Here is a 20567-nt window from a genome sequence, read left to right as displayed (position 1 = left end):
GCTTGCTGGGCACGCTTCAATTAAAAAAAGAGCCGGAACAGTCAGCCTGGGCAGCTGCCATTCCGGCTCATGTCTAGCTCATTTGTCATGTCTAGTTCATTTCCACCGAATTATGAGGTTGGATTGACGATAAATACGATGACACTTTTATCTCTTCCGAAATCCCAGTCTACAAATAAATCGACAACCTTGGTCCCAAGTATCGACTCAAAATGGAGATCATTGTGAAGCATACCTTTTTCCAATTGCCTTTTGGCGATCCGCAGCGATTCCGAAAAGCCGAGCCGGATGAACTCTTTTTCAATGGCCACCAAAATACCGTTGCGGACTACGAGGATGGTCCTCGTATTCAGTTTGTATGAGAACATCTCTTCCGGGATTTTTTCCACTTGAATGCTTATCTTTTCGATTTCCTCATGCAACTGCTCCTTACCCGTAAACGCTTCCGCAATTTCGCCTGCGTGCGGCAGCGGCTCCGAAGTAAGCGCGACAATGATACCCGACCTGTTATGTAAGCCCCAATCGTAATAAACTTCCCGAATCTCCACGCCCGTGGCTATTTTCAAGTACGCCGTGATCTCCGGAAGCAAATTTTTCATAAGCAAATCTCTCGTCTGCAGAATGGTGACGATCTGGTCCTGTTCGAGCAGGACGCGCTCCATTGGCGAGAGGAAATTCCGCAAATAGCAGGTAATAAAGGTATGTCCCAAGGTGACAAAGACAGATTCGGGGCCTTTTCCAAAGTGATCGCGTAGAACCCGTCCGATATAACTGCTCAGGTCTCTTTGTACGTTAGTCTCCACATGATCAATCCTCTTGTAAGGAAAAGGCGTTCTTTCCTTTCCCCCATTTTACTATAACATAGACAAGGTAAATTTTCGGCATAAACCGTGAAACTTATACGTCCTTTTTATCCTATAGTAAGCTTTACCTCTTTTTGGGAGAGTTGAAACATGGACCTAAACATTTTTTCAATGCCGAACCCCAAACCAAATCCAGCCAAGACGAGATTATTCCTTAAACCAATCAGGCTTGCAGGTCTCGAAATAGCGATGATCCTCGCACAGGCTATGCAGTCGTTCGACCATTTCGTCTACTTTTTCGGGGGTTACGCGGACCGTCCAGACTATCGCGGAAAAGATTGACATGGCGGCATAGACTGCATACAGTGTCCAAAAGTCAGCCGGTATTCCCCTTTCATAAAAATACCCCTCTATTTGTCCGACCGAAAAGGGAATGCTGCATTCCTTGCTAAAGAGTGCCAATTTATAGAAGTCGTGAATCGGATCGCCCCAATCGAAACGGTTGAAGTCAATTACTCCGGCATACCGCTTTTCATGGACAATCATGTTGCCAACATGAAAATCGTCGTGTTGAAACTTGTTGGGCCGGGCTTTCAGGAGCTTCTGGTGTTCATCAATAAAGCGGATTATCCGGGCGTCGTTTTCCATTTTCACTCCACAGGTCTTATACGCCTTCACATAGTTATGGTGCTTTCTCGTCGCTCGTTCATACCAAGAGGAAATCGAATGGGGGGCGGGATGCTGATGCAATTTGGCAAGGTCCTGCCCGGCGTCCCAGCCGATCCGGTATTGCTTCTCCGGTGGGCAATCGGGAATGGCACCTCTTGCATCTTCTCCGTCGATATAGCTGAGCAAGTAGTAGCACAACTCTGATTGCTCAAGCCTGCCGATGTCTATAGGCTGGGGGCTTTTCGCTCCGTACATTTGGATCGCTTCCATGATCCCGTATTCCGCGTATTTTCGCTCGTACTGCTTCAAGTCGGCCGTTCTCAACAGCAATTTGGTTCCGTCGTCATAGCTGACCACGTATTTTTGATCAGGTGAAAACCCTTCGGCAATTCGGCGGATGTCACTCGCATGAGCGAGTGCGGGAATGTTCTCCCGAAAGGCTTGCAGAATATCGTTCATCTCAGTGCCAGTACCCCCTCTTCAAACATTGTGGAAGAGAATTTTACCATAACGTGTATCCAATTGTTCCGTTTTTTCGGAATTATTTTCAGATTCCTCTCACCATCGTCATCACATCCGACTAAACAGCTACAGTTCTTGCCCTGGATGCAGAGGAACCAAAGAACGAAAAAAGACGCAAAAAAGCAACTGCCTCAAAGACAGTTGCTTTTTTGGGTGGGGCTTTTATATTTTCACTACATTTTCAGCTTGAGGTCCGCGATTCCCTTGGGTAATAGTGAACTGGACACGCTGGCCTTCATCCAGGGATTTGAAGCCCTCTCCCTGGATCGCACTGTAATGTACGAAAACGTCTTCCCCGCCTTCTACTTGAATAAACCCGAAACCTTTTTCTGCATTAAACCATTTTACTGTTCCAATCGTTTGCATTGTTGTAACCAACCTCCAACAGTAGTATATGCCAATCCAAGCTCCTTCATGTACATGAAAATCACACGCACACAAAGCAATGAAGAAATAATTATCCAAAAGGTGAATTACAGCCTTCATTACTATATTTGGTCCAAAAAGGTTTCGTCTATTGTTCAAACATCCAAAACGACGAAAGCCCTACCTCTCTTCCATCCTTGCGGCTCCGTAGACCGCGCCAGTGTGAATCAGAAATTCAAAAGAGGCTCATTCAAGTCTCTTCATAGTAACTGAATTGGAATGAAAAAGCAAATCGCAAGGATTCCGGCTCTCCTTTGAAACAAACTCTGGTCTCATCTCTTTGATCAATCTGTTCTGCTACACATCCAACCTTATCGGATGCAAATGCGTCAACAGCTCTCGGTGAATCTGGCCATTGCTTCCTACAACATGAGGCGTGCTGACCTTGTAGGAATTTCCTGCCATGTCGGTTACCTGTCCCCCTGCCTCCGTGATCAGCAGTGTTCCTGCCGCCACATCCCAAGCATTCAATCCATATTCCCAGAAAGCGGTCAAGCGCCCCGCTGCGACATAAGCGAGATGGAGAGCGGCGGACCCCAGCACCCTCATTGTTTGGCAGCGCGGTCCCAGCTCTCCTATCCCCTTCAACACCGCTTCACGCATCAGCGGTGTTGAGGGAAAGCCCGTCGCAATCACGCTTCTGGCTACATCCTCGGTGCCGGCGACCTTCAGCTCTTTCCCGTTGACAAACGCTCCCTTTCCTTTTTCCGCCCAGAACAATTCATCCTGGCTCGGGTCGTAAACGACGCCGACAATCACTTCTCCTTTGCTGGCCAGGGCGATGGAAACGGTGAAGCCCGGAATTCTTTGCACATAGTTGCTGGTTCCGTCAATCGGGTCGACGATCCAAAGAAAAGGAGTCTCGTCTGCCTTTGCTAGCGATTTTACAAAAGTATGGTGGTTTGCAAAGGACTCTTCTTCCCCTAAAAATGCATGGTCAGGGTACGCTTCCAAAATCCGTTTGCGAATGAGGCTTTCTGATGCTTTGTCAAGCTCTGTGACCACATCGAAGGCATTGCCTTTTTCTTCTATCGTAAATCGGGATTCGCGCCTGTTTTTGATCATCGTACCCGCTTCTTTCGCCACTTGCTTGGCAAGCTCTACATAGCTCACGCTTGTTTCCTCCTGTCTGGAAAACAGTCTTCAATGCCTTTGGCGATTGTAGGATGGAGGCACGTCAGCAGCAACTTCAGGATTCCCCTGTTTTTCCGTTTCCCTTTCATACCTACGGCAGATCATTCCCGAAACATTCATGATTTCTTTTGGATCATTCCGCTTCTGTGCCAGTGAGCTATATAGTCATGTTCTATCTAAACCCTTTCCACTGTAAACAAACGAATTTTTGCTTCCAACCTAATAGACACGATATGTTCATGCACCCCCATTATGGGTTAAGTCACAAATAAAGCCGTCCGCATGGTAAAATGGAATGGCCTGAAGGATTTGCCAAAAGACTTCAAACAAAGAACAGGAGATTGATGCATGGAACAAAAAATCCTGGTCCGCGACTTGCTTGTCCGCCTTGCAAACAAAGAGAGGCTATACTTGCTCGATGTGCGTGATGAAGACAAATATCGTGCAGAAAGCTTGAACGATTACGGCGTGCCGACGGAGAACCTCCCGTATCTGAAGATGGTCGAACCGGACGAAGACATTCAGGAAAGAATGAAAGAACTGCCAACGGATAGACAGATCATCACGATCTGTACGAGCGGAAACAAGGCGCGAAAAGCGGCTGAGCTCTTGCGCGAAAAAGGCTACGATGCCACCTCGCTCGAAGGCGGGCTGACTGCCTGGAAACAATATCACGAGAATGGCGGAAACGAACCAAAGCAACCAGCGGACTAGACTGTCTCGCTGGTTGTTTTTCTTGACGGCGGCTGCCAATCTGTTTGGTTCGGAGGCATCTTGCTCAGAGAGGACCTTTCCTCCCAAACTCTTATCCCTTGATAAAGTGGCCCGGACCAAGCGGCATGCCTAACAGGTACCATAGCGCAAACAGGAGCAGCCAAAAAATCCCGAAGAATAACGAATACGGCAGAAGGATTGAGATCAAGGTTCCCATTTGCAGATTTTTCTGATATTTGTTGGCAAAAGTAAGCAAGATCGCAAAATACGGCAGCATAGGTGTGATCGGATTGGTGATCGAATCACCGATGCGGTAGGCAGCCTGGGTGAAAGCGGGACTGTACCCCAGCAGCAGAAACATGGGGACAAAGACCGGCGCGAGAATTGCCCATTTCGCTGTCGCGCTTGCAATGAGGAGATTGATAAGAGCGACGAACAGAATAAACAGGATCAGCAGCGGAAGGCCTGTCAAGCCGATGTTTTGCAGAAAAGCAGCTCCCTCGATCGCAATAATCGGACCGAGATTGCTCCAGTTGAAATACGCGATCATTTGCGAGGCGACAAATGCCAGAACGATGTAATAGCCCATTCCGGACATCGTCTTTCCCAAATGTTCGGCCACATCTCTGTCCGAGCGAATCACACCGGCTCCAATACCGTAGGCGACAGCGGGAATCCCGAACAAAAAGAGCAAAATGGGAACGAGCGACTTCATAAATGGAGAGACAATCAGCGAGTCGGTATCAGGGTCGCGAAGCAGCGAACCGCTCGGTATGGTGACGGCTGACAGGATGACCACGCAGACGAACAAAGCAATACCGGCCCAGCGCAATCCTCGTTTTTCCTCCGGTGTCACCTGTGCTTCCACAGCATTTTGTTGAGCTTGTGGTGTATAGCTTCCCAGCCTTGGCTCCACAATCCTGACAGTGATCCATACGGTCAAAGGAACGAGCATCAAAGTGGAAGCCACCATAAAATAGAAGTTCATCGCAGGGCTGGACATATAGCTCGCATCGATCATTTGAGCCCCTGTCTGCGTAAAGCTTGCCAACGTCACATCCAATACGGAAACAACCAGATTGGCACTGAAGCCGCCGGCTACAGCAGCGTATGCGGCAGCAAGCCCTGCGATCGGATGCCGGCCGAGCATGGTGAAAATCATCGCAGCGATCGGTGGCATAACGATGAAGGCCGCGTCTCCGGCGGCGTGTCCCAACATGCTGACAAGGACGATAATCGGCAAAATCAACGAACGCGGGGAGGCCAGTACAGTCCTTCTCATCGCTGCGCCGATCAAGCCGGTTGATTCTGCCAATCCGACGCCAAGCATGACCGACAGAACCAAGCCGAGCGGCGGGAATGAGGTGAAGTTGTTGACCATCTCGGTCAGAATGCGGACGATCCCCTCTTTGCTAAGCAGGTTGACTGCGGCGATCCGCTCATGATTGGTGGGATTCACCGTCGACCATCCGAGTGCGGCAGCGATAGCGGAAAGGATCAAAATGGCGGCGATTATGACGAGAAACAGTGTGACTACATCCGGCAATTTATTGCCAAGCACTTCCACACGGTCAAGGAATTTCAAAAAGAATCCTTTTTTACTTGCATTCGTCTGTTGCGTAACAGGTGCCGCCATCATATTCCCCGCCCTTCCCTTTCAATTTACGAAGGCTGCTTACCCGTTTTCTCCACGTAGTTGTAGATCGTGTACTTGGAAACATCCAGCAGGTCGGCTACGTGCTGCACAGCGCCTTTGATCAAAAACAGCCCCATTTCATCGAGCAGACCGATAAAGGCAATTTTCTCCTCCTTCTGCATAAAGGGGACGGGTTTGCCGATTTTGCGGATGCATTCCTCAATGATTTGGTCCATCAACTCGGAGATAGTGGGAGCAAAGCGTTCTTCCGTTTTTTCTTCACTTGGCTCCTGCTGAAAAGAAGCCATTCCTTTGAGAATAGACTCGGCCATCACAAGGCTGGTCACGTCCAGATTGATACAGATACAACCGATAATGGCTTGATGCTCGTCCCTGATAAAAATCGTGCTGGATTTGATGATTTTGTCTTTAATCCCTTCGTGCTTGTAGTTGAGAATGAAGTCATGCCCTTGCTCGCCCTGACGGAGCAGCTTCAGACCGAGATTGGTCACCGGGCTTCCCGGGCTTCTGCCGCTTACATGGCTGTTGTGAATGGCAATGATCGAAGCCTCGGGGTTGGTCATGTCGTGCAGGGCGACTTCACAGTGGTCGCCAATCGTTCGAGCCAGGCCCTCAACTACAGGAATATAACTGGCCAAAATGGGATGCAATGAACTCATGTGTGAAACCTCATTTCCTAGCGTGTTTATGTGGGAGAATGCGGCTGCGTCTCCTGGGCAAATCGTCAACGAGGCCTGCTTGTTTACCGGTGGTGTACGCAAAGCTTACCCCCTTTATACACCTGCCTTACTCGCTTGAGAGAAAGCAGGTTTTCCACCGGATTTCCCTCCACAAGCAGCAGGTCTGCCCATTTTCCTGCCTCAATGGAACCCGTTCTGTCCTCCAGCTTCATGCATGCAGCTGCCTGCAGCGTCGCGGCCCGAATCGTCTCAATCGCTGGCATTCCTTCCTCGTGCATGAGCTGCAATTCATCCGCCAAATACCCTGGGATGTTAAAAGGGGTACCGGCGTCTGTGCCTGCAGCAATCTTCACTCCGTGCCGAAGCGCTTTGCGGAAGCTTTCCCGATGGATCTGGACAAACGGCTCTGCCTTGCGGACAAACTCCTCAGGCACTCCGCTCTCAGACGGCTGGCGCAGGATCAGCGTCGCAGCAATCAGGGTCGGAACCAGAAACGTTCCGTTTTCGATCATCAATTGGACGGCCTCGTCATCGAGTACCGTTCCGTGTTCGACCGTCGTAACGCCTGCACGAATGGCGTTTTTGATTCCTTCCAAACCAATCGCATGAGCTGCAGTTGTTTTTCCGGCATGAGAAGCTTCCTCGCAAGCGCAGCGCAGCTCTGCCTCTGAAAGCTGCGTGGAGCCCGGCTCTGTTCCTTTTGTTAGGACACCGCCCGTGGCCATCAGCTTCAAGAGATCTGCTCCCGCTTTCAGTTGGCTTCGGGCGGCCTTTCTCACCTCGTCAACCCCATCAGCCTCAATCGCCATTGGATGGCAGTGCCCGCCAGTCATGACGATGGGCTGGCCGGATGCGTAGACGCGCGGCCCCTCGACAAAGCCTCGCTCAACCGCATTTCGATAGGAAATATCTACATTGTATCGTGTACCCACATTCCGTACTGTCGTGATGCCAGCCTCGAGAAACTGTTTTCCTTGCTGATGAGCCCGAAACGCCGTGTCCGCTGCGGAATCCAGTCTGATTTGCCTGAAGGGATCAGGTGAAGCGTCCATGCCCAAATGCACATGGCAGTCGATCAAGCCGGGCAAAAGCGTCATTCCCGTTCCGTCGAACTCCCAGTCTGCCACTTCCGCATTGCCTGCCTCAGAGACATGCAATATTCCGGATTCGTCAAAGACAACCGTTCCTCTTTCAATCTGCCGCAAATGTACAACGTCGATTATTCTTACATTGTATATTTTTCGCCTCACGTCAGCACCACCCTGTTTATACTGGGATTTGTTGCGTGTACTTTTCGACCAGCTCAGCGAGCAGCTTCATGTTTACATTGCCGCCTGAAGCCAGCACGACTACCTTTTTTCCCTTGAGTGCAGTCCGATGGTGAATCATTGCTGCCAAAGCGGCCGCACCGGACGGCTCTACTACCATCTTGGCCCGTTCCGCAAGGCTCACCACCGTCCTTGCAATCTCTTCCTCGGAGACCAATACCATCTCGTCGACGTATCTTGTCGTGTGTGCATACGTGATCTCTCCCGGCTTTTTGGCCATCAATCCATCCGCGATCGTATCCACCTTTTCCACTTCAAACGGGCAGCCGTGCCGAAGCGATTCATACATCGCCATGGCCCCCTCGCTATTCACGCCGATCACGCGCACGGCCGGCTTTGTCTCCTTCAAAGCAGCCGCCACGCCCGATATCAACCCTCCCCCGCTGACCGGAACGATGACCACGTCAACGTCGGGAAGCTCTTCCAAAATCTCCAGGCCGATCGTGCCTTGCCCTGCGATAATATGCATGTCTTCAAACGGATGGATCAGTACAAGACCTTCGCTTTGGTGGAGCTCCAGCGCTTTTTCATACATGGTAATGGAGGTGCTCCCTCCATCTACTACTTTGGCGCCGTAATGAAGGATCGCATTTTGCTTGCTCGGTACAGGATTGGTCGGCATGACCACTGTAGCTGCAATCCCTTGGATCTGGGCAGCGTAGGCAGTGCCTGCGCCGTGATTGCCTGCAGAAAAGGCCACGACACCCCGTCTTTTTTCCTCGTCTGTCAGGCTCACGATCTTGTTGTACGCGCCGCGGATTTTGAACGCCCCTGTCTTTTGCAGATTCTCGCATTTTACGTAGATGGTATTGCCTGACCATTCGCTGAAAGTGCGCGAATACTGCATAGGTGTCGGCAAGATGACACCCGCGAGATTGGCCCTGGCTTGCCTGATTTGCTCCAATGTAACGAACATGCGTTTATCTCTCCTCTTCCCTGATTTCTACGACCATTTCAATCTCCACAGGCAGATTCATGGGCAGAACGGATGTGCCCAAGGCAGAGCGGGCATGCTTCCCCCTGTCGCCAAAAACGTTCACCAGCAGATCGGAAGCCCCGTTCATAACCTGGGGCTGGTCGTAAAAATCGTCTGCGCTGCTCACCAGTCCGAGTACTTTCACAATCCGCTCAATCTTATCAAGATTGCCAATCTCCGCTTTGATCATGCTGAGCAGGTTGAGGACAGTAATCTGTGCCGCCTCATATCCTTGTTCTACAGTAAGCTCCCTGCCCAGCCTGCCCGTATAGAGCGGTTTCCCATCGACAAAGCAGCCGGCTCCTGAGGTAAAAACCAGGCAGCCCGAACGCACGCAGGATACGTAGGTTGCCAAAGGCGGTTGGTTCGGGGGCAGACTTACCCCCAGCTCTTCAAGTCTCTTTTCCACAAATGACAAAAGTACCACCACGCTTTTCTGAAAATTCTAATCAACACTCGATATTCTCATTCTATCACGATCCCGGAATAAAATGATACAATTTTTTTGATATCGACAAATTTTTTAGAAAAAATCAACAACATGCACCCGTCCGCTGAATCCTCCAGCCGCCTGTCATGGAAATCATGCCACAAATACACGGCGGTATTTCCTTTTCTGAACAAGCGTCAACAAGGTCTGCCATTATTTACAGGTTCCATTCTCTCAAGTCTATTTGTTATCCTAGTTAAGCCAAACAAACAAGCCGAAACTTCCAAAGAAGTGGAAGTGCGGGGGACTTCTTTTTGTAGAGTTAGCCACTCTGCATTGGGGTGAATCACGCTTGTGAAGGGTTGTATCCTCAGCCCGAACCCGACAACTAACCTCGTAGGCGAAGAAAAGGAGACGATGAGAACATGAAACCATTCGGCAAGTCTATCATCGCTATTGCTTTGGGATTGGCTGTTACTTCGATGTCCACTTCAGCATTTGCTGCCACATGCCCGGTAAAAAATGTTGTTAATCAAGGGCAATGGCTCCCATATTTCATGAATTCCCAACCTTCGCAACAATCCCAACCATCGAACCAATGGAACCAATGGAACTGGGCATTTCCATCCAACTCTATGCAATGGGTAGAGCTTCCGATGCAACAGCCGGTACAAAAACCGGTTCAGCAGCCGGTGCAAAAGCCGGTTCAGCAGCCGGTGCAAAAACCGGTTCAGCAGCCGGTGCAAAAGCCGGTACAAAAGCCAGTTCAACAACCGGCTAAAGCTCCGGCAAGCAACACTGTCAACGCTTCCTCCCAGTTTGCTCGCGAAGTGGCAAATCTGGTAAACCAAGAGCGTGCAAAAGCTGGTCTGGCTCCGCTTGCTTACGATGCTGCATTGGAAAAGGTAGCATTGGCAAAAGCGGCTGACATGGATCAAAACAACTACTTTGATCACAACAGCCCTACCTACGGTTCTCCATTTGACATGATGAAGCGCTTTGGCGTATCGTACATGACTGCCGGCGAAAACATCGCCATGGGTCAGCGCAGCGCTGAAGAAGTGATGCAGCAATGGATGAACAGTGACGGTCACCGCAAAAACATCATGAACCCGAATTTCACGAAAATCGGCGTAGGCTACCAAAATGGTTACTGGGTACAAGAATTTACCGGATAACCTTGATGGCTGCAGAGAAGAACCGAGTTGCTCAACAGAGTGACTCGGTTTTTTCGGTTTTTTCCCTGCTTGCAAAAAAAGCCCACCTGAAGCTGGTGGGCATGGTATCGATCTAGGCTTTTGTGATCAAAGGAGAAAATGGCGACACCCGGATCAGAGGCTCATTAACGAGCGCACCAGCCGCCGTCGATGACCATTTCAAGGCCGCTCACAAACGAAGACTCGTCCGAAGCGAGATAAAGTGCACCATAAGCGATATCCTCGGGTTTGCCGAGACGAGGCAGCGGCGTTTGCGCCTGAAAAATGCCCCGAACCTCTGGAGCCGTGATCATTTGCGTCATTGGTGTTTCGATAATGCCCGGGTGAATGGAGTTCACGCGGACGGAATCCTTCGCGCATTCGACAGCTGCTGCTTTCGTAAGAGCTCTCAACGCCCCTTTGGAAGCGGTGTAACCATTCGTAAAGTTCAGAGCAACTAGTCCTGCGATAGACGAAATGTTGATGATGGAACCGCTTCCAGCCTTTTTCATCTCAGGGTAAACCAGCGTCATTCCCAGCACGCAGCCGGTCAGGTTTACATCCATCACCTTGTTCCAGTTTTCCATCGTAAATTGCTCAATCGTAGCATCTGTACTGATACCCGCATTGTTTACCAGGACGTGAATGTTGCCAAATGCCTCCAGACCTTGTGCGATGACGTTTTTCCATTCGTCCTCGGAAACGACGTTGTGTTTGACCCCGATGGCTTCCCCGCCGTCCGCCTTGATTTCATTCACCACTTCTTGCAGCTTGTCTTCGGACATGTCCGTCGCGATTACTTTCGCGCCTTCCTGGGCAAACAGACGAGCTGTTTGTGCCCCCATACCGCTTGCCGCACCTGTAATGATGGCGACTTTTCCTGTTAGACGACCCATAGTCGTATCCTCCCGCTTTTTCATTTCTGAAAAAGAAATTCAAAAAAATTTTAAACAACTAGTTGTTTTATCGACACTGTGTCGTAAATAATTATATCAATGCCCTTCTTATATGGGCAAACAACACAAAACGCCGAAGTGACGATAAATCAACAGAAGATCAACGTTGTGTGGATCACATAGAAAAAGTTCAACAAGGATGGGAAGAATGTCGATGAAACCGAAGAAGATTGATCCGCGGGTCAGGAGGACACGCCAGCTCCTTCAGGACGCGTTTACCTCGCTCATACAGGAAAAAGGGTATGAGGCCATCACCGTACAGGACATTACCGAGCGTGCCACTTTGAATAGGGCCACCTTTTACCTCCACTATCGAGACAAACAGGATTTGATGTGGCAAAGCACAGAAGAAGTCCTCTCGGAGCTGGTGGACAGTCTGCGCGAAACGACCAAACATGCGAAAAAAGCAGACTTGCACGTAGATCAACCGCACCCCGTGTTCGTCTGCCTGTTTGAACAGATTGCACGCCATGCGACCTTTTACAAGGTAATGCTGTCCCATCACCAGGCACCACTCGCTGATCGCCTGATCGAAGTCATCACCGATTACATCTCCCAAGGCCTGGACGAATTCCAGCCCGATGACACCAAGCTCACGGCACAGCGAGAGATTATTGTCCGCTATACCGCCTCTGCCTTTTTAGGAGTCATCATGTGGTGGCTGGAGGGCGGCATGAGCTATTCTCCCCGCTTCATGGCGCTGCAATTGATGAGGCTTGCGATCAAGGGGCCGTATGAGCTGTCTCCGTTTGCGTGAGCCCTTTCGGGGCGGGAAATAGCAAAAAGCCGGAACGGTACCACTCCGGCTTTTCACATTCAAGAGGTTCTCGTCAAAGCGTTCTCTTCGCTTCGACGCTCTTAGCTCTCTGTGGAACAGCAGTCACACTTCTGCTCCTCTAGCAAAGGTACCTCTTTTTCATGCATTGTCTGTTTGGTCGGGTATGCCCCCACCTGCTGCAACTCTACACTGACATCTTTGTCATTGTTTTGTTGTTGGTCCATGGGAAGCCTCCTCACTGAGTGCGACCTGTGCCTAGTATACGCACCCGGGATGTGAAGCTATTCGTTCTTCAGGGATTCGTTCAGCCTTTTGCCCGGTTTGCCTGAAGGATGTGCTCCAGGTCTTTCAGGGCTGCAGCTGCGGCTGCCACCGGGTCGGATTTTCCTCCCACCACCAACAGCTCCCCCATTGTGTCCGTTTCCAGACGAATCGCTTTGGTCGTCCCGCGGACTTGGGCGAACAGGTGAGTCTCGGACAATAGCTGCACGTCCACAGCGGCCTGGAGAGTGTCGTCGACTTTGCGCAGACTGCCTACCAGCTTGGGGACAAGACCGTCTGCTTTCCACTTCTGCACTAGCTCCGGTGTGATGCCTTGGATGCCCTTCCGTGCTACATCCGACAGGCGAATGCCTGCATGAAAAGCTGCATTGGCCATAATTGTCAGCTTGCAGGCCGTGTCCCAGCCTTCGAGATCAAAGCGCGGATCAGGCTCGGCAATCCCCATCTGCTGGGCGCGGATAATCGCCTCCTCCATGGAGATGCCTTCTTCCATCATTGCACTCAGCACAAAATTGGCTGTTCCGGTAAATATTCCTTCGATCAGCGCCACTTCACAACCGGCCAAATTGAACTGGAGCAAATCAACCGTCGGCAAAGCTGCAGCCGTTGCTCCGCTTACTTTGAGCATGGCCCCATGTCGTCTGGCCGCCTCATGGAGCCCCTGGTAATCTGCTATCAGCGCCCCTTTGGAGATCGCGATGACATGCTTGCCGCGGGACAGGGCGGTTCTCATGTAGGAGAGGGCCATGCCGCCAGTGACAATATCAGAAGGACCCGCTTCGATCAGGATGTCAAATGGACATGCTGCCAGGAAGTCGGCTCCCGTTTTCTTTTTATCTCCCATACTTTTCTCTGCGGAAAACGCCTGGACTTGTTCGAGTGCCAGTCCTTCATCCGCGTAGCAGCCAGCGGTCGAACGCATGACGCCGACAAGCCTGACATCGGCATCGTAGACCATCCGGTATCTTTCCTTGCGCTCGTGAAGCAATCTTGCGACTTGTCTGCCTACCGAGCCAAATCCGGAGATGACCACGTCGTATCGTTTCATTGCGAGTTCCTCCTTGCTGTGTACCGTACTAGATTCGCTGTCTGCGGCCGAATCAACGCGGCAAACGACGCCGATGAGCGAGGATGGGATTGGCGTCTGCCGGCTTCAGCTTTTTGCCTTTCCGGTCATCGTACAGCTCATTTACATAGTCGATATAGAGGATGCCATGCAAATGGTCGATTTCATGCTGCACGCACCGGGCCAAAAATCCTTCTGCCTCCAGTACGACCTCTTCTCCCACACGCGTTAGCGTCTTTACTTTTACATATTGGGCCCGCTTGACTATGCCAACGACACCGGGAATGGACAGGCAGGCTTCGGTTCCTTTTTGCTCACCCCGGCTGTCCACGATTACCGGATTGATCAGTTCGATCAGGCCGGTTCCGCAATCCATGACGACCAGCTGCTTGGGTATCCCGATCTGAATCGCAGAAAGACCTGCTCTTCCCTCGGTCGCGTAGATGGTGTCCGCCATGTCATCCAGAATGTTGCACACATTTTGCGTAATCGGGCTCACCGGCCTGGATCGTTCCCTTAGAATCGGATCCCCCAGCTGCACGATCATCCGTTCAGCCATCTCGCTTCTCCTCCCCGACAACGAGTCAATTTGTATCCAACGTAACAAAGCGGTCCCCTTTCGTCAAACGCTTTGCTGAACGCCTGTTTTTTCATCGACAAATACGCTTATATACGCTATCTTAAATGGTAAACATGAAGTTGATGGAAACGAAGAGGGAGGAAACCATGCATCCACTTGCATCTCAGCTCAACGAGACAATTCAACGTGAAAATCCGCACTTTTTCGACATGCTCTCTGAATTGGGCCGACTGATTTACTTCCCGAAGGAAGGCATCCTCAGTCAATCTGCCGAAGCGAAATCAAAGGCCAAAAAGTACAACGCCACGATCGGGATTGCATTGGAAAACGGCCAGCCGATGCATTTGAAATCGATCCAGGACACGTTGTCCGCTTATGCACCAAAAGACCTTTACGAGTACGCTCCCCCTGCCGGCAAGCCGGAGCTGCGCGCCGCCTGGAGGAAAAAAATGCTGGAGGAGCATCCTTCTCTGGAAAATAAAACCTTCAGCAATCCGATCGTGACGAATGCATTGACGCACGGTCTGAGTGTCGTGGCGGACTTGTACGCAGGACCGGGAGACAGCGTCATTATCCCCGACAAAAACTGGGAGAACTACGAATTGACATTCTCCATTCGCCGCGGGGCGGAAATGGTCTATTATCCGCTTTATAACGATGAAATGACTTTCAACGCGGAAGGTCTCAAGGATGCGATCCTGGCACAAAAAGAGAAGGGCAAAGCGATCGTCGTCCTCAACTTCCCGAACAACCCGACCGGATATACGCCTGGGCAAAAGGAAGCCGAAGAAATTCTCAAAGCGCTGAAGGCTGGTGCCGAGGCGGGAATCAACATCGTCGCAGTAACCGATGACGCCTACTTCAGTCTGTTCTTTGAAGATTCCTTGCAGGAGTCTCTGTTCGGCGCGCTCTGCGACCTGCATCCGCGAATTCTGCCGATCAAGGTGGACGGCGCGACCAAGGAAGAATACGTCTGGGGTTTCCGTGTAGGCTTTATCACCTACGGCGGAAAAAGCGATGCCCTGCTGGCTGCCCTGGAGCAGAAAACGCTCGGAATGATCCGCGCGACGATTTCCAGCGGACCGCACCCGTCCCAAACCTTTATCCTGCACGCATTGAATTCACCGACTTTCAACCAAGAAAAGCAAGAAAAGTTCGAGATCATGAAACGTCGCGCCAACCGGGTCAAGCAGTTGCTTGACAGCGGCAAATTTGATGACGTGTGGACGTACTATCCTTTCAACTCGGGATACTTTATGTGTCTCAAGCTCAAGAATGTAGATGCGGAAACATTGCGTACCCATTTGCTTGAGAAATATGGTGTCGGTACGATCGCTTTGGGCAAGACCGACTTGCGCATTGCCTTCTCTTGTATTGAAGAAGAAGACATCGACGAACTGTTCTCCCTGATTTACCAAGGAGTTCTCGATTTGCAAGGGTAATGGAAACAGAAAAAAGCGTTTTGGATGCTCATCCAAGACGCTTTTTTTCGTGTCGCTCCAGATATGCAGGTTCGAACAGAAATCAAGCTCTTCTGCCATCCTCCAACTGCGAAATAAATCGAGAGTTCTTGCCAAATCACGTCGACTCTCCTGTTACGATACTCTTTCAGCCATTTGCGCGGGCTGCTCAAGCTGATCCATGTCGACAGCAGGCAACAGCCTGCGCTCCCAACGTCGGACTTGGACTGTCCAAAAGCGAAGAGATGCCTGCATCACAGGGCCGACCAGAAATACTGACAAGAATGTGCCGAACGATATCGGTCCACCCGCGATCCAGCCCAAAAAGAGCGCCGTCCCTTCCAAGCAGGTACGGACCAGGCGGACAGATCGGCCGGTGATACGGACGAGCGACAGCGTGATTCCATCCCGCGGACCGGCTCCCAAGCGGGACGCGACATACATCCCCGACCCGATACCCATCAGAACAATCCCGACAACCAATTCGACAAACCGCGCCCACTGCGCTGTCACAACCGGAATGATGCTGCTCGCAAGGAAGATGTTGACAAAAAAGCCGATCAACAAAATGTTGGCGACGCTCCCGATCTGCGGCAAACGCCGATCCAGAATACATGCGATTCCGACCATCAGAATACCAACGATCTGTACCCATAAACCGACTGACAAGCCGGTCAAACCCGACAGGCCGATATGCAGGACATCCCAAGAAGATGCGCCTAATGCCGCTTTCATCATACTGACGGCGCCCATCGACAAAACGACCAAACCGAGTAAAAACAGAACCAGCTTGGCCGCAAACAACGGAAGTTTCCCCTTTGCTGTTTTCTCTCTTTTCAACAGTATATGCTCCTCTCCTGTTAGCAAAAATGTTCTCTATTTATAACGTATTTTACAAATTAATTACCTAGATAATTATATTTGTGGAGCCTTATTTTGTCAAGGCCGGTGAAACATCGCCCCCAAAAAAGCCTGCGATGCGAAATCGCAGACTTTCCGTAAAAAATTATTTGCAGTGGGTTCTGGACGAGTTTGTTTGGAATCTTTCGAAAGCTCTGGTGAGCCTGGCTGGTTGCCTTCTCTGCGCCTCGACTCGACCTTCACAACTCCATCTCCAGGCCGCTGGCGCTACCTTTCCACCCTCACTTTCTGATCCTCGACGCTTCTGGTGCCAGCCACAACTGCCCCGAGTACAAACAGCATGCCCATTCCGTGAGCCCACGTGAACTGTTCACCCAAAAAGAGAACGGACACGAGCGCAGCGCTGACCGGCATAAAGCCGGTGAACAAGCCGGCTGTAGAAGCAGCCACCTTCGCTACGCCTCTGTACCAGAGGACGAAAGAAAGGACGCTTGCGGTGACGGCATAGTAGATCATCAGCAGCCAGATCTGGAACGGTACAGCAGTCAAATCCGTCTTGATCAGATCGGGAATCGCAAATGGGAGGAACAAAATCAGACTGATCACATTGATCGCCGCCGTCATCTGAAAGGGGGTCACACTCTCCGACAGCCTTTTGGCAAAGATCGTAAAGAGGGCCTCCGAGATGACGGCCAAAAATACGAGGAGATTTCCAAACATGGCGCCCCAGCCCACGCTTGCCGCTCCGCCCGTAAAGGTAATGAAGCCGATGCCCACAACCGAAAATAAAATGGAGACCAGTTGATGTGAGCGTATTTTTTCCTTGAGGAGCAGAAAAGAAAACAAAGCGATGCAAGCCGGTACGGTGCTCGTAATGATGCCTGCCGAAGTGGCTGTAGTCCACTGCACCCCGTAAAGCATGCAAATGCTAAATAAAAACACCCCAAAGAAAGACTGCCAGAACAGCGTCTTCCCCTCTTCTTTCCGCCACGAGCTTTTCCACTCTCCACGCATGGACAGCAAAGGAAGGAGAATAATCACGGCAAGGATAAAGCGAAATTCCGAAAACAAGAAAACAGGTACGTGCTCGACGATGGCTTTTCCCACCGAAATATTAATGCCGACAAATGCCATCGATAATGCCAACTGCACATAGGAAGCGATCATCCTGTACGCTCCACCCCTTTATCTATATTGACATAACATATACCATTTTTGCCCGTTTAACTCCTGCTTTGATTACGAAAATTCGGAACATTCCTGCACAAAAAAAGCTCCCCTTTGATAATCAAGGGAAGCCGTGTTTGTTGCAATTGAAAGCCTTCATATCGCTTGTTTATACTCCTTCGGTGTCGATGGGGCCGAGCTGTTTTTCTTCTTCTCGGCAGCTCCCACGAGCAAAGCGCCAAAAGGCAATTTAGCCAAGCCGTAAGACAACCCGAAGGAAAACGCAGAACAGAGAACAAACGCGATCAGACTGCCCCCGATCCCGCTTGCCGTCCACTCCCAGTGATTGAGCAATTTCATCACATACGTCAGGACGAGCGCGTGGATGAGATAAGCGCCATATGAATAATGCCCAAGCATCGTCAGCCATTTTTTCCATTGCGAACCCGACTTGCCCACCCACACGGCTACGAGGTAGACGACGAGGAGCTGGGCTACGGTATAGAGAAACATCGAAGGCTTCAGCGAGGTTGCCACATTCAAATCGACAATCGGGCCAGCCGAATGTTTGACCAGCTCATACCCGATGTAGGCGTAGGTGACACCAAAAGCGGCGAACAGCCACAGCCACCTTTTCTGCAAAAAGACGCGAAACTGCGGCAATGCCAGTGCAGCCAGACCGCCCATGAAAAAATAAAAAGAGTAATACAGAAAGTTGCGATCCCGGTATTTGATCAAGTAAGCATCGAGCCAGGCCAGATCAAACCGAAACGAATGAGCCGGGATATAGCGGACGGAGAACCACATCAGAGCGGCGTAGGCAAGAGCAGCAGCTCCAACGGCAAACGTCCTGCCCGCTCTTCCCCGTACAGCATGTCTTGTCCACTTGAACAGCTTTAGCAGGATCGGGTATAAGAGATAAAACTGGAAAATCATCACGACAAACCACAGATGATAGGAAGCGGTTCCTGTCATCCATTTTTTCAGCACCAGCCACAGCGTCTCCGGATTGAATCCAGTCAGGTCGTGATGCATCGCCATATAGACGATCGACCAGACCGCGTAAGGCACCACGATCTCCGTAAACCTCTTTTGGATAAACCGCGGATACTGCAAGCGGTCGTAATAGTTGTAAAACAGCACGAGTCCCGTGACGAATACGAATGCAGGAACCGCAAATTTCAACAGATGAAACAACATCCCAAAAAGAAACGCCGTCTCTTCCCCAACTCCCGGCTTGCGAATGTATACGCCGATGACATGCTGATACACGACAGCCAAAAAAGCAAATGATCGGACATAATCCAATTCGACGATTCGTTCTTTTCGGGCCATTTTTTAAACGTCATACCTTTCCGCCATAGACATGGAAAACAACACTCACCATCTTACCTGTCAGCTTGGCAAGAGGCAATAGGAATGTTTACGCTAGCGCGATTGCAACCATTTGCACAAGGCCCAATAGCCGGTCGTTAGAATGGAGACGGCAATGATCGCCATCAAAGTATCTGGTCTCATACATTTCCTCCAAAGTCCTTGTCTTCTCACTTTTTTAACTGCTGAACAGACCCGTAAGTCAGGCTTCGCCATACCCATTCCAGCGGTCCGTAACGATAACGCGATAGCCACCATTTGCTCCACGCCACCTGAATCGGGAAAATCAGCAGACACAGCATGAAGCCAACCCAGAGCGGGGTTGAACCGTATAAGTGAAAAAGCTTGACGGTACTTATGCAAAGCACAGTTTGGGCGATGTAATTGGTCAGCGCCATTCGCCCCACAGGTGCCAGGAAGGCAAGCCTTTCGCTGCCTTGTTCTTTTCTCATCATCAGCAAAATCGATGTGAGGTAAAAAACGCACAGAGCCAATCCGCTCCACTGAATCAGCACAAGACGAGTCATTTCCAGCGAACCCGGAATCGGGACGATCCCAAAGTGAACCAAGGGAATCAGCACTGCCAGCGGAAATCCGGTCAAAAGCGAAATCACCCAGTATCGTCTGATTGCCGATTCGTATTGGCCGAGCTGGTGAAACACCCCTTTTTTGGCGACATACAGTCCAAATAAAAAGAGCGGCAATACGGTCAGAATCATCAGCCATTCATTTTGAAAGAGCACCGGGAATTCATAGTTCCAGCGAAAGGAGAGCCACTCCCCCAAGCTCCCGTTTTGATAGGCGTCGACCGCTTGTCTGGCCAGATGCTCCTCTTGGGCGCCTGTTGCGTGTCCGTCATCGGGGATGAGCAGCGCCAGTCCCATCGGTATCTGTAAAAGAGCGAGCAACGCGATCGCCCATCTTTTGATGACAACCTCCCGCCTTTTGTAGAACAAATAGAGCAGGATGCCAGCCAACGCATACGTGTGCAAAATATCCCCGAACCAGAACAACAAGTGTACGATGCCAAACAAAAACAACACGGTCAACCGCCTGAAATACTTGCTGCCAACCGGCACCCCTTTTTGCTCCAGGCGGCTCATGAAGAGGTAGAACCCTGCGCCGAACAAAAAAGAGAAGATCGTGTAAAACTTGGTCTGAACAAGCATGTCCAGCATCATCCGCAGCCACAAATCAACGGCGCCTGCGTGTTCGGGAATGCGCTGCATGCTGAGAAAAAGCTCCGGCTGCATGTATCCCGGCATATTCACCAAAAAAATCCCGAAGAGCGCAAATCCCCTGATGACGTCCAGTTCGTTGATTCTCTCGGTCAATGGGGTAGGTGTTGTTTGCATGCATCTCAACCTTTCTCTCGTGCACTTCCATAATCCCCCATTGTTTAATACGACTGATCCAAGTAAAAGTAACGAACTATTTTCTTCCACAATCTCCGCATCTTCTCGTACCGCCTATGCAAGCAAGCAAAAACCCCGCCTCCTCATAAAGGA

At 50.6% G+C, this 20567-nt stretch carries 21 protein-coding genes and 1 riboswitch; of the genes, 4 read left to right on the top strand and 17 right to left on the bottom strand.

The window, feature by feature from the left end; genetic code table 11:
* Window positions 1-110 precede the first annotated feature (110 nt).
* The 4 genes from EDM54_RS25280 to EDM54_RS25265 form a co-directional block, all read right to left on the bottom strand.
* Window positions 111-803, bottom strand: coding sequence for a Na-translocating system protein MpsC family protein (locus tag EDM54_RS25280; RefSeq protein ID WP_122959048.1), 693 nt, complete (start codon window positions 801-803; stop codon window positions 111-113).
* A 207-nt stretch (window positions 804-1010) separates the two neighbouring features.
* Complete coding sequence (locus EDM54_RS25275) at window positions 1011-1931, bottom strand: aminoglycoside phosphotransferase family protein (protein WP_003390448.1); 921 nt, start codon at window positions 1929-1931, stop codon at window positions 1011-1013.
* Between the two features lie 225 nt (window positions 1932-2156).
* On the bottom strand, window positions 2157-2360 hold the full coding sequence (locus EDM54_RS25270) for a cold-shock protein (protein WP_003390449.1): 204 nt from the start codon (window positions 2358-2360) through the stop codon (window positions 2157-2159).
* A 357-nt stretch (window positions 2361-2717) separates the two neighbouring features.
* Window positions 2718-3533 carry an inositol monophosphatase family protein gene (locus EDM54_RS25265; RefSeq protein ID WP_039070331.1) on the bottom strand — a complete coding sequence of 272 codons (816 nt, stop codon included), beginning with the start codon at window positions 3531-3533 and terminating at the stop codon, window positions 2718-2720.
* Between the two features lie 369 nt (window positions 3534-3902).
* On the opposite strand from EDM54_RS25265, the gene EDM54_RS25260 reads away from it, so the two are divergent.
* Window positions 3903-4268 carry a rhodanese-like domain-containing protein gene (locus tag EDM54_RS25260; RefSeq protein WP_003390451.1) on the top strand — a complete coding sequence of 122 codons (366 nt, stop codon included), beginning with the start codon at window positions 3903-3905 and terminating at the stop codon, window positions 4266-4268.
* 91 nt (window positions 4269-4359) lie between these two features.
* Here the strand turns inward: EDM54_RS25260 and EDM54_RS25255 are convergent, their stop codons facing one another.
* The 5 genes from EDM54_RS25255 to EDM54_RS25235 all read right to left on the bottom strand — a co-directional run bounded on the left by EDM54_RS25255 (window position 4360) and on the right by EDM54_RS25235 (window position 9327).
* A complete protein-coding gene (locus tag EDM54_RS25255) occupies window positions 4360-5907 on the bottom strand; it encodes an AbgT family transporter (protein ID WP_003390452.1) in 1548 nt (515 codons plus the stop codon).
* 23 nt (window positions 5908-5930) lie between these two features.
* A complete protein-coding gene (locus EDM54_RS25250; protein WP_003390453.1) occupies window positions 5931-6584 on the bottom strand; it encodes a helix-turn-helix transcriptional regulator in 654 nt (217 codons plus the stop codon).
* 83 nt (window positions 6585-6667) lie between these two features.
* Window positions 6668-7855, bottom strand: a complete 1188-nt coding sequence (locus EDM54_RS25245) for a metal-dependent hydrolase family protein (protein ID WP_122959047.1) — start codon at window positions 7853-7855, stop codon at window positions 6668-6670.
* A gap of 16 nt (window positions 7856-7871) precedes the next feature.
* On the bottom strand, window positions 7872-8849 hold the full coding sequence (gene ilvA / locus EDM54_RS25240) for a threonine ammonia-lyase (protein WP_003390455.1): 978 nt from the start codon (window positions 8847-8849) through the stop codon (window positions 7872-7874).
* A 4-nt stretch (window positions 8850-8853) separates the two neighbouring features.
* Window positions 8854-9327 (bottom strand): RidA family protein, encoded by a 474-nt coding sequence (locus EDM54_RS25235; protein ID WP_122959046.1) that lies wholly within the window; start codon window positions 9325-9327, stop codon window positions 8854-8856.
* Between the two features lie 274 nt (window positions 9328-9601).
* A riboswitch (cyclic di-AMP (ydaO/yuaA leader) is annotated at window positions 9602-9757 on the top strand.
* 7 nt (window positions 9758-9764) lie between these two features.
* Between EDM54_RS25235 and EDM54_RS25230 the strand changes: the two genes are divergently transcribed.
* Window positions 9765-10517, top strand: coding sequence for a CAP domain-containing protein (locus EDM54_RS25230; RefSeq protein ID WP_122959045.1), 753 nt, complete (start codon window positions 9765-9767; stop codon window positions 10515-10517).
* 164 nt (window positions 10518-10681) lie between these two features.
* Here the strand turns inward: EDM54_RS25230 and EDM54_RS25225 are convergent, their stop codons facing one another.
* The gene (locus EDM54_RS25225; protein ID WP_003390460.1) at window positions 10682-11431 is read right to left on the bottom strand and encodes a glucose 1-dehydrogenase; all 750 of its coding nucleotides are present in this window, start codon (window positions 11429-11431) and stop codon (window positions 10682-10684) included.
* A 214-nt stretch (window positions 11432-11645) separates the two neighbouring features.
* Here EDM54_RS25225 and EDM54_RS25220 point away from each other — a divergent pair, with 214 nt between their 5' ends.
* Window positions 11646-12248 (top strand): TetR/AcrR family transcriptional regulator, encoded by a 603-nt coding sequence (locus EDM54_RS25220; protein WP_174768860.1) that lies wholly within the window; start codon window positions 11646-11648, stop codon window positions 12246-12248.
* 101 nt (window positions 12249-12349) lie between these two features.
* Here the strand turns inward: EDM54_RS25220 and EDM54_RS26710 are convergent, their stop codons facing one another.
* From EDM54_RS26710 to def, 3 genes are all read right to left on the bottom strand, one after another.
* Complete coding sequence (locus EDM54_RS26710) at window positions 12350-12493, bottom strand: hypothetical protein (RefSeq protein ID WP_170208386.1); 144 nt, start codon at window positions 12491-12493, stop codon at window positions 12350-12352.
* Between the two features lie 80 nt (window positions 12494-12573).
* Complete coding sequence (locus EDM54_RS25215) at window positions 12574-13599, bottom strand: homoserine dehydrogenase (RefSeq protein ID WP_122959043.1); 1026 nt, start codon at window positions 13597-13599, stop codon at window positions 12574-12576.
* A 52-nt stretch (window positions 13600-13651) separates the two neighbouring features.
* Window positions 13652-14176 carry a peptide deformylase gene (gene def, locus EDM54_RS25210; protein ID WP_122959042.1) on the bottom strand — a complete coding sequence of 175 codons (525 nt, stop codon included), beginning with the start codon at window positions 14174-14176 and terminating at the stop codon, window positions 13652-13654.
* Window positions 14177-14343: 167 nt separating this feature from the next.
* Between def and EDM54_RS25205 the strand changes: the two genes are divergently transcribed.
* The gene (locus EDM54_RS25205; protein WP_003390464.1) at window positions 14344-15639 is read left to right on the top strand and encodes an aminotransferase class I/II-fold pyridoxal phosphate-dependent enzyme; all 1296 of its coding nucleotides are present in this window, start codon (window positions 14344-14346) and stop codon (window positions 15637-15639) included.
* A 153-nt stretch (window positions 15640-15792) separates the two neighbouring features.
* On the opposite strand, the gene EDM54_RS25200 is transcribed toward EDM54_RS25205, so the two are convergent.
* The 4 genes from EDM54_RS25200 to EDM54_RS25185 form a co-directional block, all read right to left on the bottom strand.
* Window positions 15793-16497, bottom strand: a complete 705-nt coding sequence (locus EDM54_RS25200; protein WP_003390465.1) for a YczE/YyaS/YitT family protein — start codon at window positions 16495-16497, stop codon at window positions 15793-15795.
* Between the two features lie 288 nt (window positions 16498-16785).
* Entirely contained in the window at window positions 16786-17685 is a 900-nt protein-coding gene (locus tag EDM54_RS25195; protein WP_024983619.1) for a DMT family transporter, read from the bottom strand.
* A gap of 156 nt (window positions 17686-17841) precedes the next feature.
* Complete coding sequence (locus tag EDM54_RS25190; protein WP_122959041.1) at window positions 17842-19020, bottom strand: acyltransferase; 1179 nt, start codon at window positions 19018-19020, stop codon at window positions 17842-17844.
* Between the two features lie 209 nt (window positions 19021-19229).
* Window positions 19230-20414 (bottom strand): DUF418 domain-containing protein, encoded by a 1185-nt coding sequence (locus EDM54_RS25185; RefSeq protein ID WP_122959040.1) that lies wholly within the window; start codon window positions 20412-20414, stop codon window positions 19230-19232.
* Window positions 20415-20567 lie beyond the last annotated feature (153 nt).

The sequence above is a fragment of the Brevibacillus borstelensis genome (genome assembly GCF_003710865.1).
Classification (GTDB): domain Bacteria; phylum Bacillota; class Bacilli; order Brevibacillales; family Brevibacillaceae; genus Brevibacillus; species Brevibacillus borstelensis.
The sequence above is the reverse complement of the archived record's forward strand: the minus strand, read 5'-3'. Positions and strand labels throughout refer to the sequence as shown.

Coding starts and splice junctions, on each gene's coding strand:
- EDM54_RS25185 (WP_122959040.1), bottom strand. CDS start 20,414: ATGCAAACAACACCTACCCCATTGACCGAGAGAATCAACGAACTGGAC.
- EDM54_RS25195 (WP_024983619.1), bottom strand. CDS start 17,685: ATGATCGCTTCCTATGTGCAGTTGGCATTATCGATGGCATTTGTCGGC.
- EDM54_RS25250 (WP_003390453.1), bottom strand. CDS start 6,584: ATGAGTTCATTGCATCCCATTTTGGCCAGTTATATTCCTGTAGTTGAG.
- EDM54_RS25220 (WP_174768860.1), top strand. CDS start 11,646: ATGAAACCGAAGAAGATTGATCCGCGGGTCAGGAGGACACGCCAGCTC.
- EDM54_RS25270 (WP_003390449.1), bottom strand. CDS start 2,360: ATGCAAACGATTGGAACAGTAAAATGGTTTAATGCAGAAAAAGGTTTC.
- EDM54_RS25190 (WP_122959041.1), bottom strand. CDS start 19,020: ATGGCCCGAAAAGAACGAATCGTCGAATTGGATTATGTCCGATCATTT.
- EDM54_RS26710 (WP_170208386.1), bottom strand. CDS start 12,493: ATGGACCAACAACAAAACAATGACAAAGATGTCAGTGTAGAGTTGCAG.
- EDM54_RS25255 (WP_003390452.1), bottom strand. CDS start 5,907: ATGATGGCGGCACCTGTTACGCAACAGACGAATGCAAGTAAAAAAGGA.
- EDM54_RS25225 (WP_003390460.1), bottom strand. CDS start 11,431: ATGGGTCGTCTAACAGGAAAAGTCGCCATCATTACAGGTGCGGCAAGC.
- EDM54_RS25215 (WP_122959043.1), bottom strand. CDS start 13,599: ATGAAACGATACGACGTGGTCATCTCCGGATTTGGCTCGGTAGGCAGA.
- EDM54_RS25260 (WP_003390451.1), top strand. CDS start 3,903: ATGGAACAAAAAATCCTGGTCCGCGACTTGCTTGTCCGCCTTGCAAAC.
- ilvA (WP_003390455.1), bottom strand. CDS start 8,849: ATGTTCGTTACATTGGAGCAAATCAGGCAAGCCAGGGCCAATCTCGCG.
- def (WP_122959042.1), bottom strand. CDS start 14,176: ATGGCTGAACGGATGATCGTGCAGCTGGGGGATCCGATTCTAAGGGAA.
- EDM54_RS25275 (WP_003390448.1), bottom strand. CDS start 1,931: ATGAACGATATTCTGCAAGCCTTTCGGGAGAACATTCCCGCACTCGCT.
- EDM54_RS25205 (WP_003390464.1), top strand. CDS start 14,344: ATGCATCCACTTGCATCTCAGCTCAACGAGACAATTCAACGTGAAAAT.
- EDM54_RS25230 (WP_122959045.1), top strand. CDS start 9,765: ATGAAACCATTCGGCAAGTCTATCATCGCTATTGCTTTGGGATTGGCT.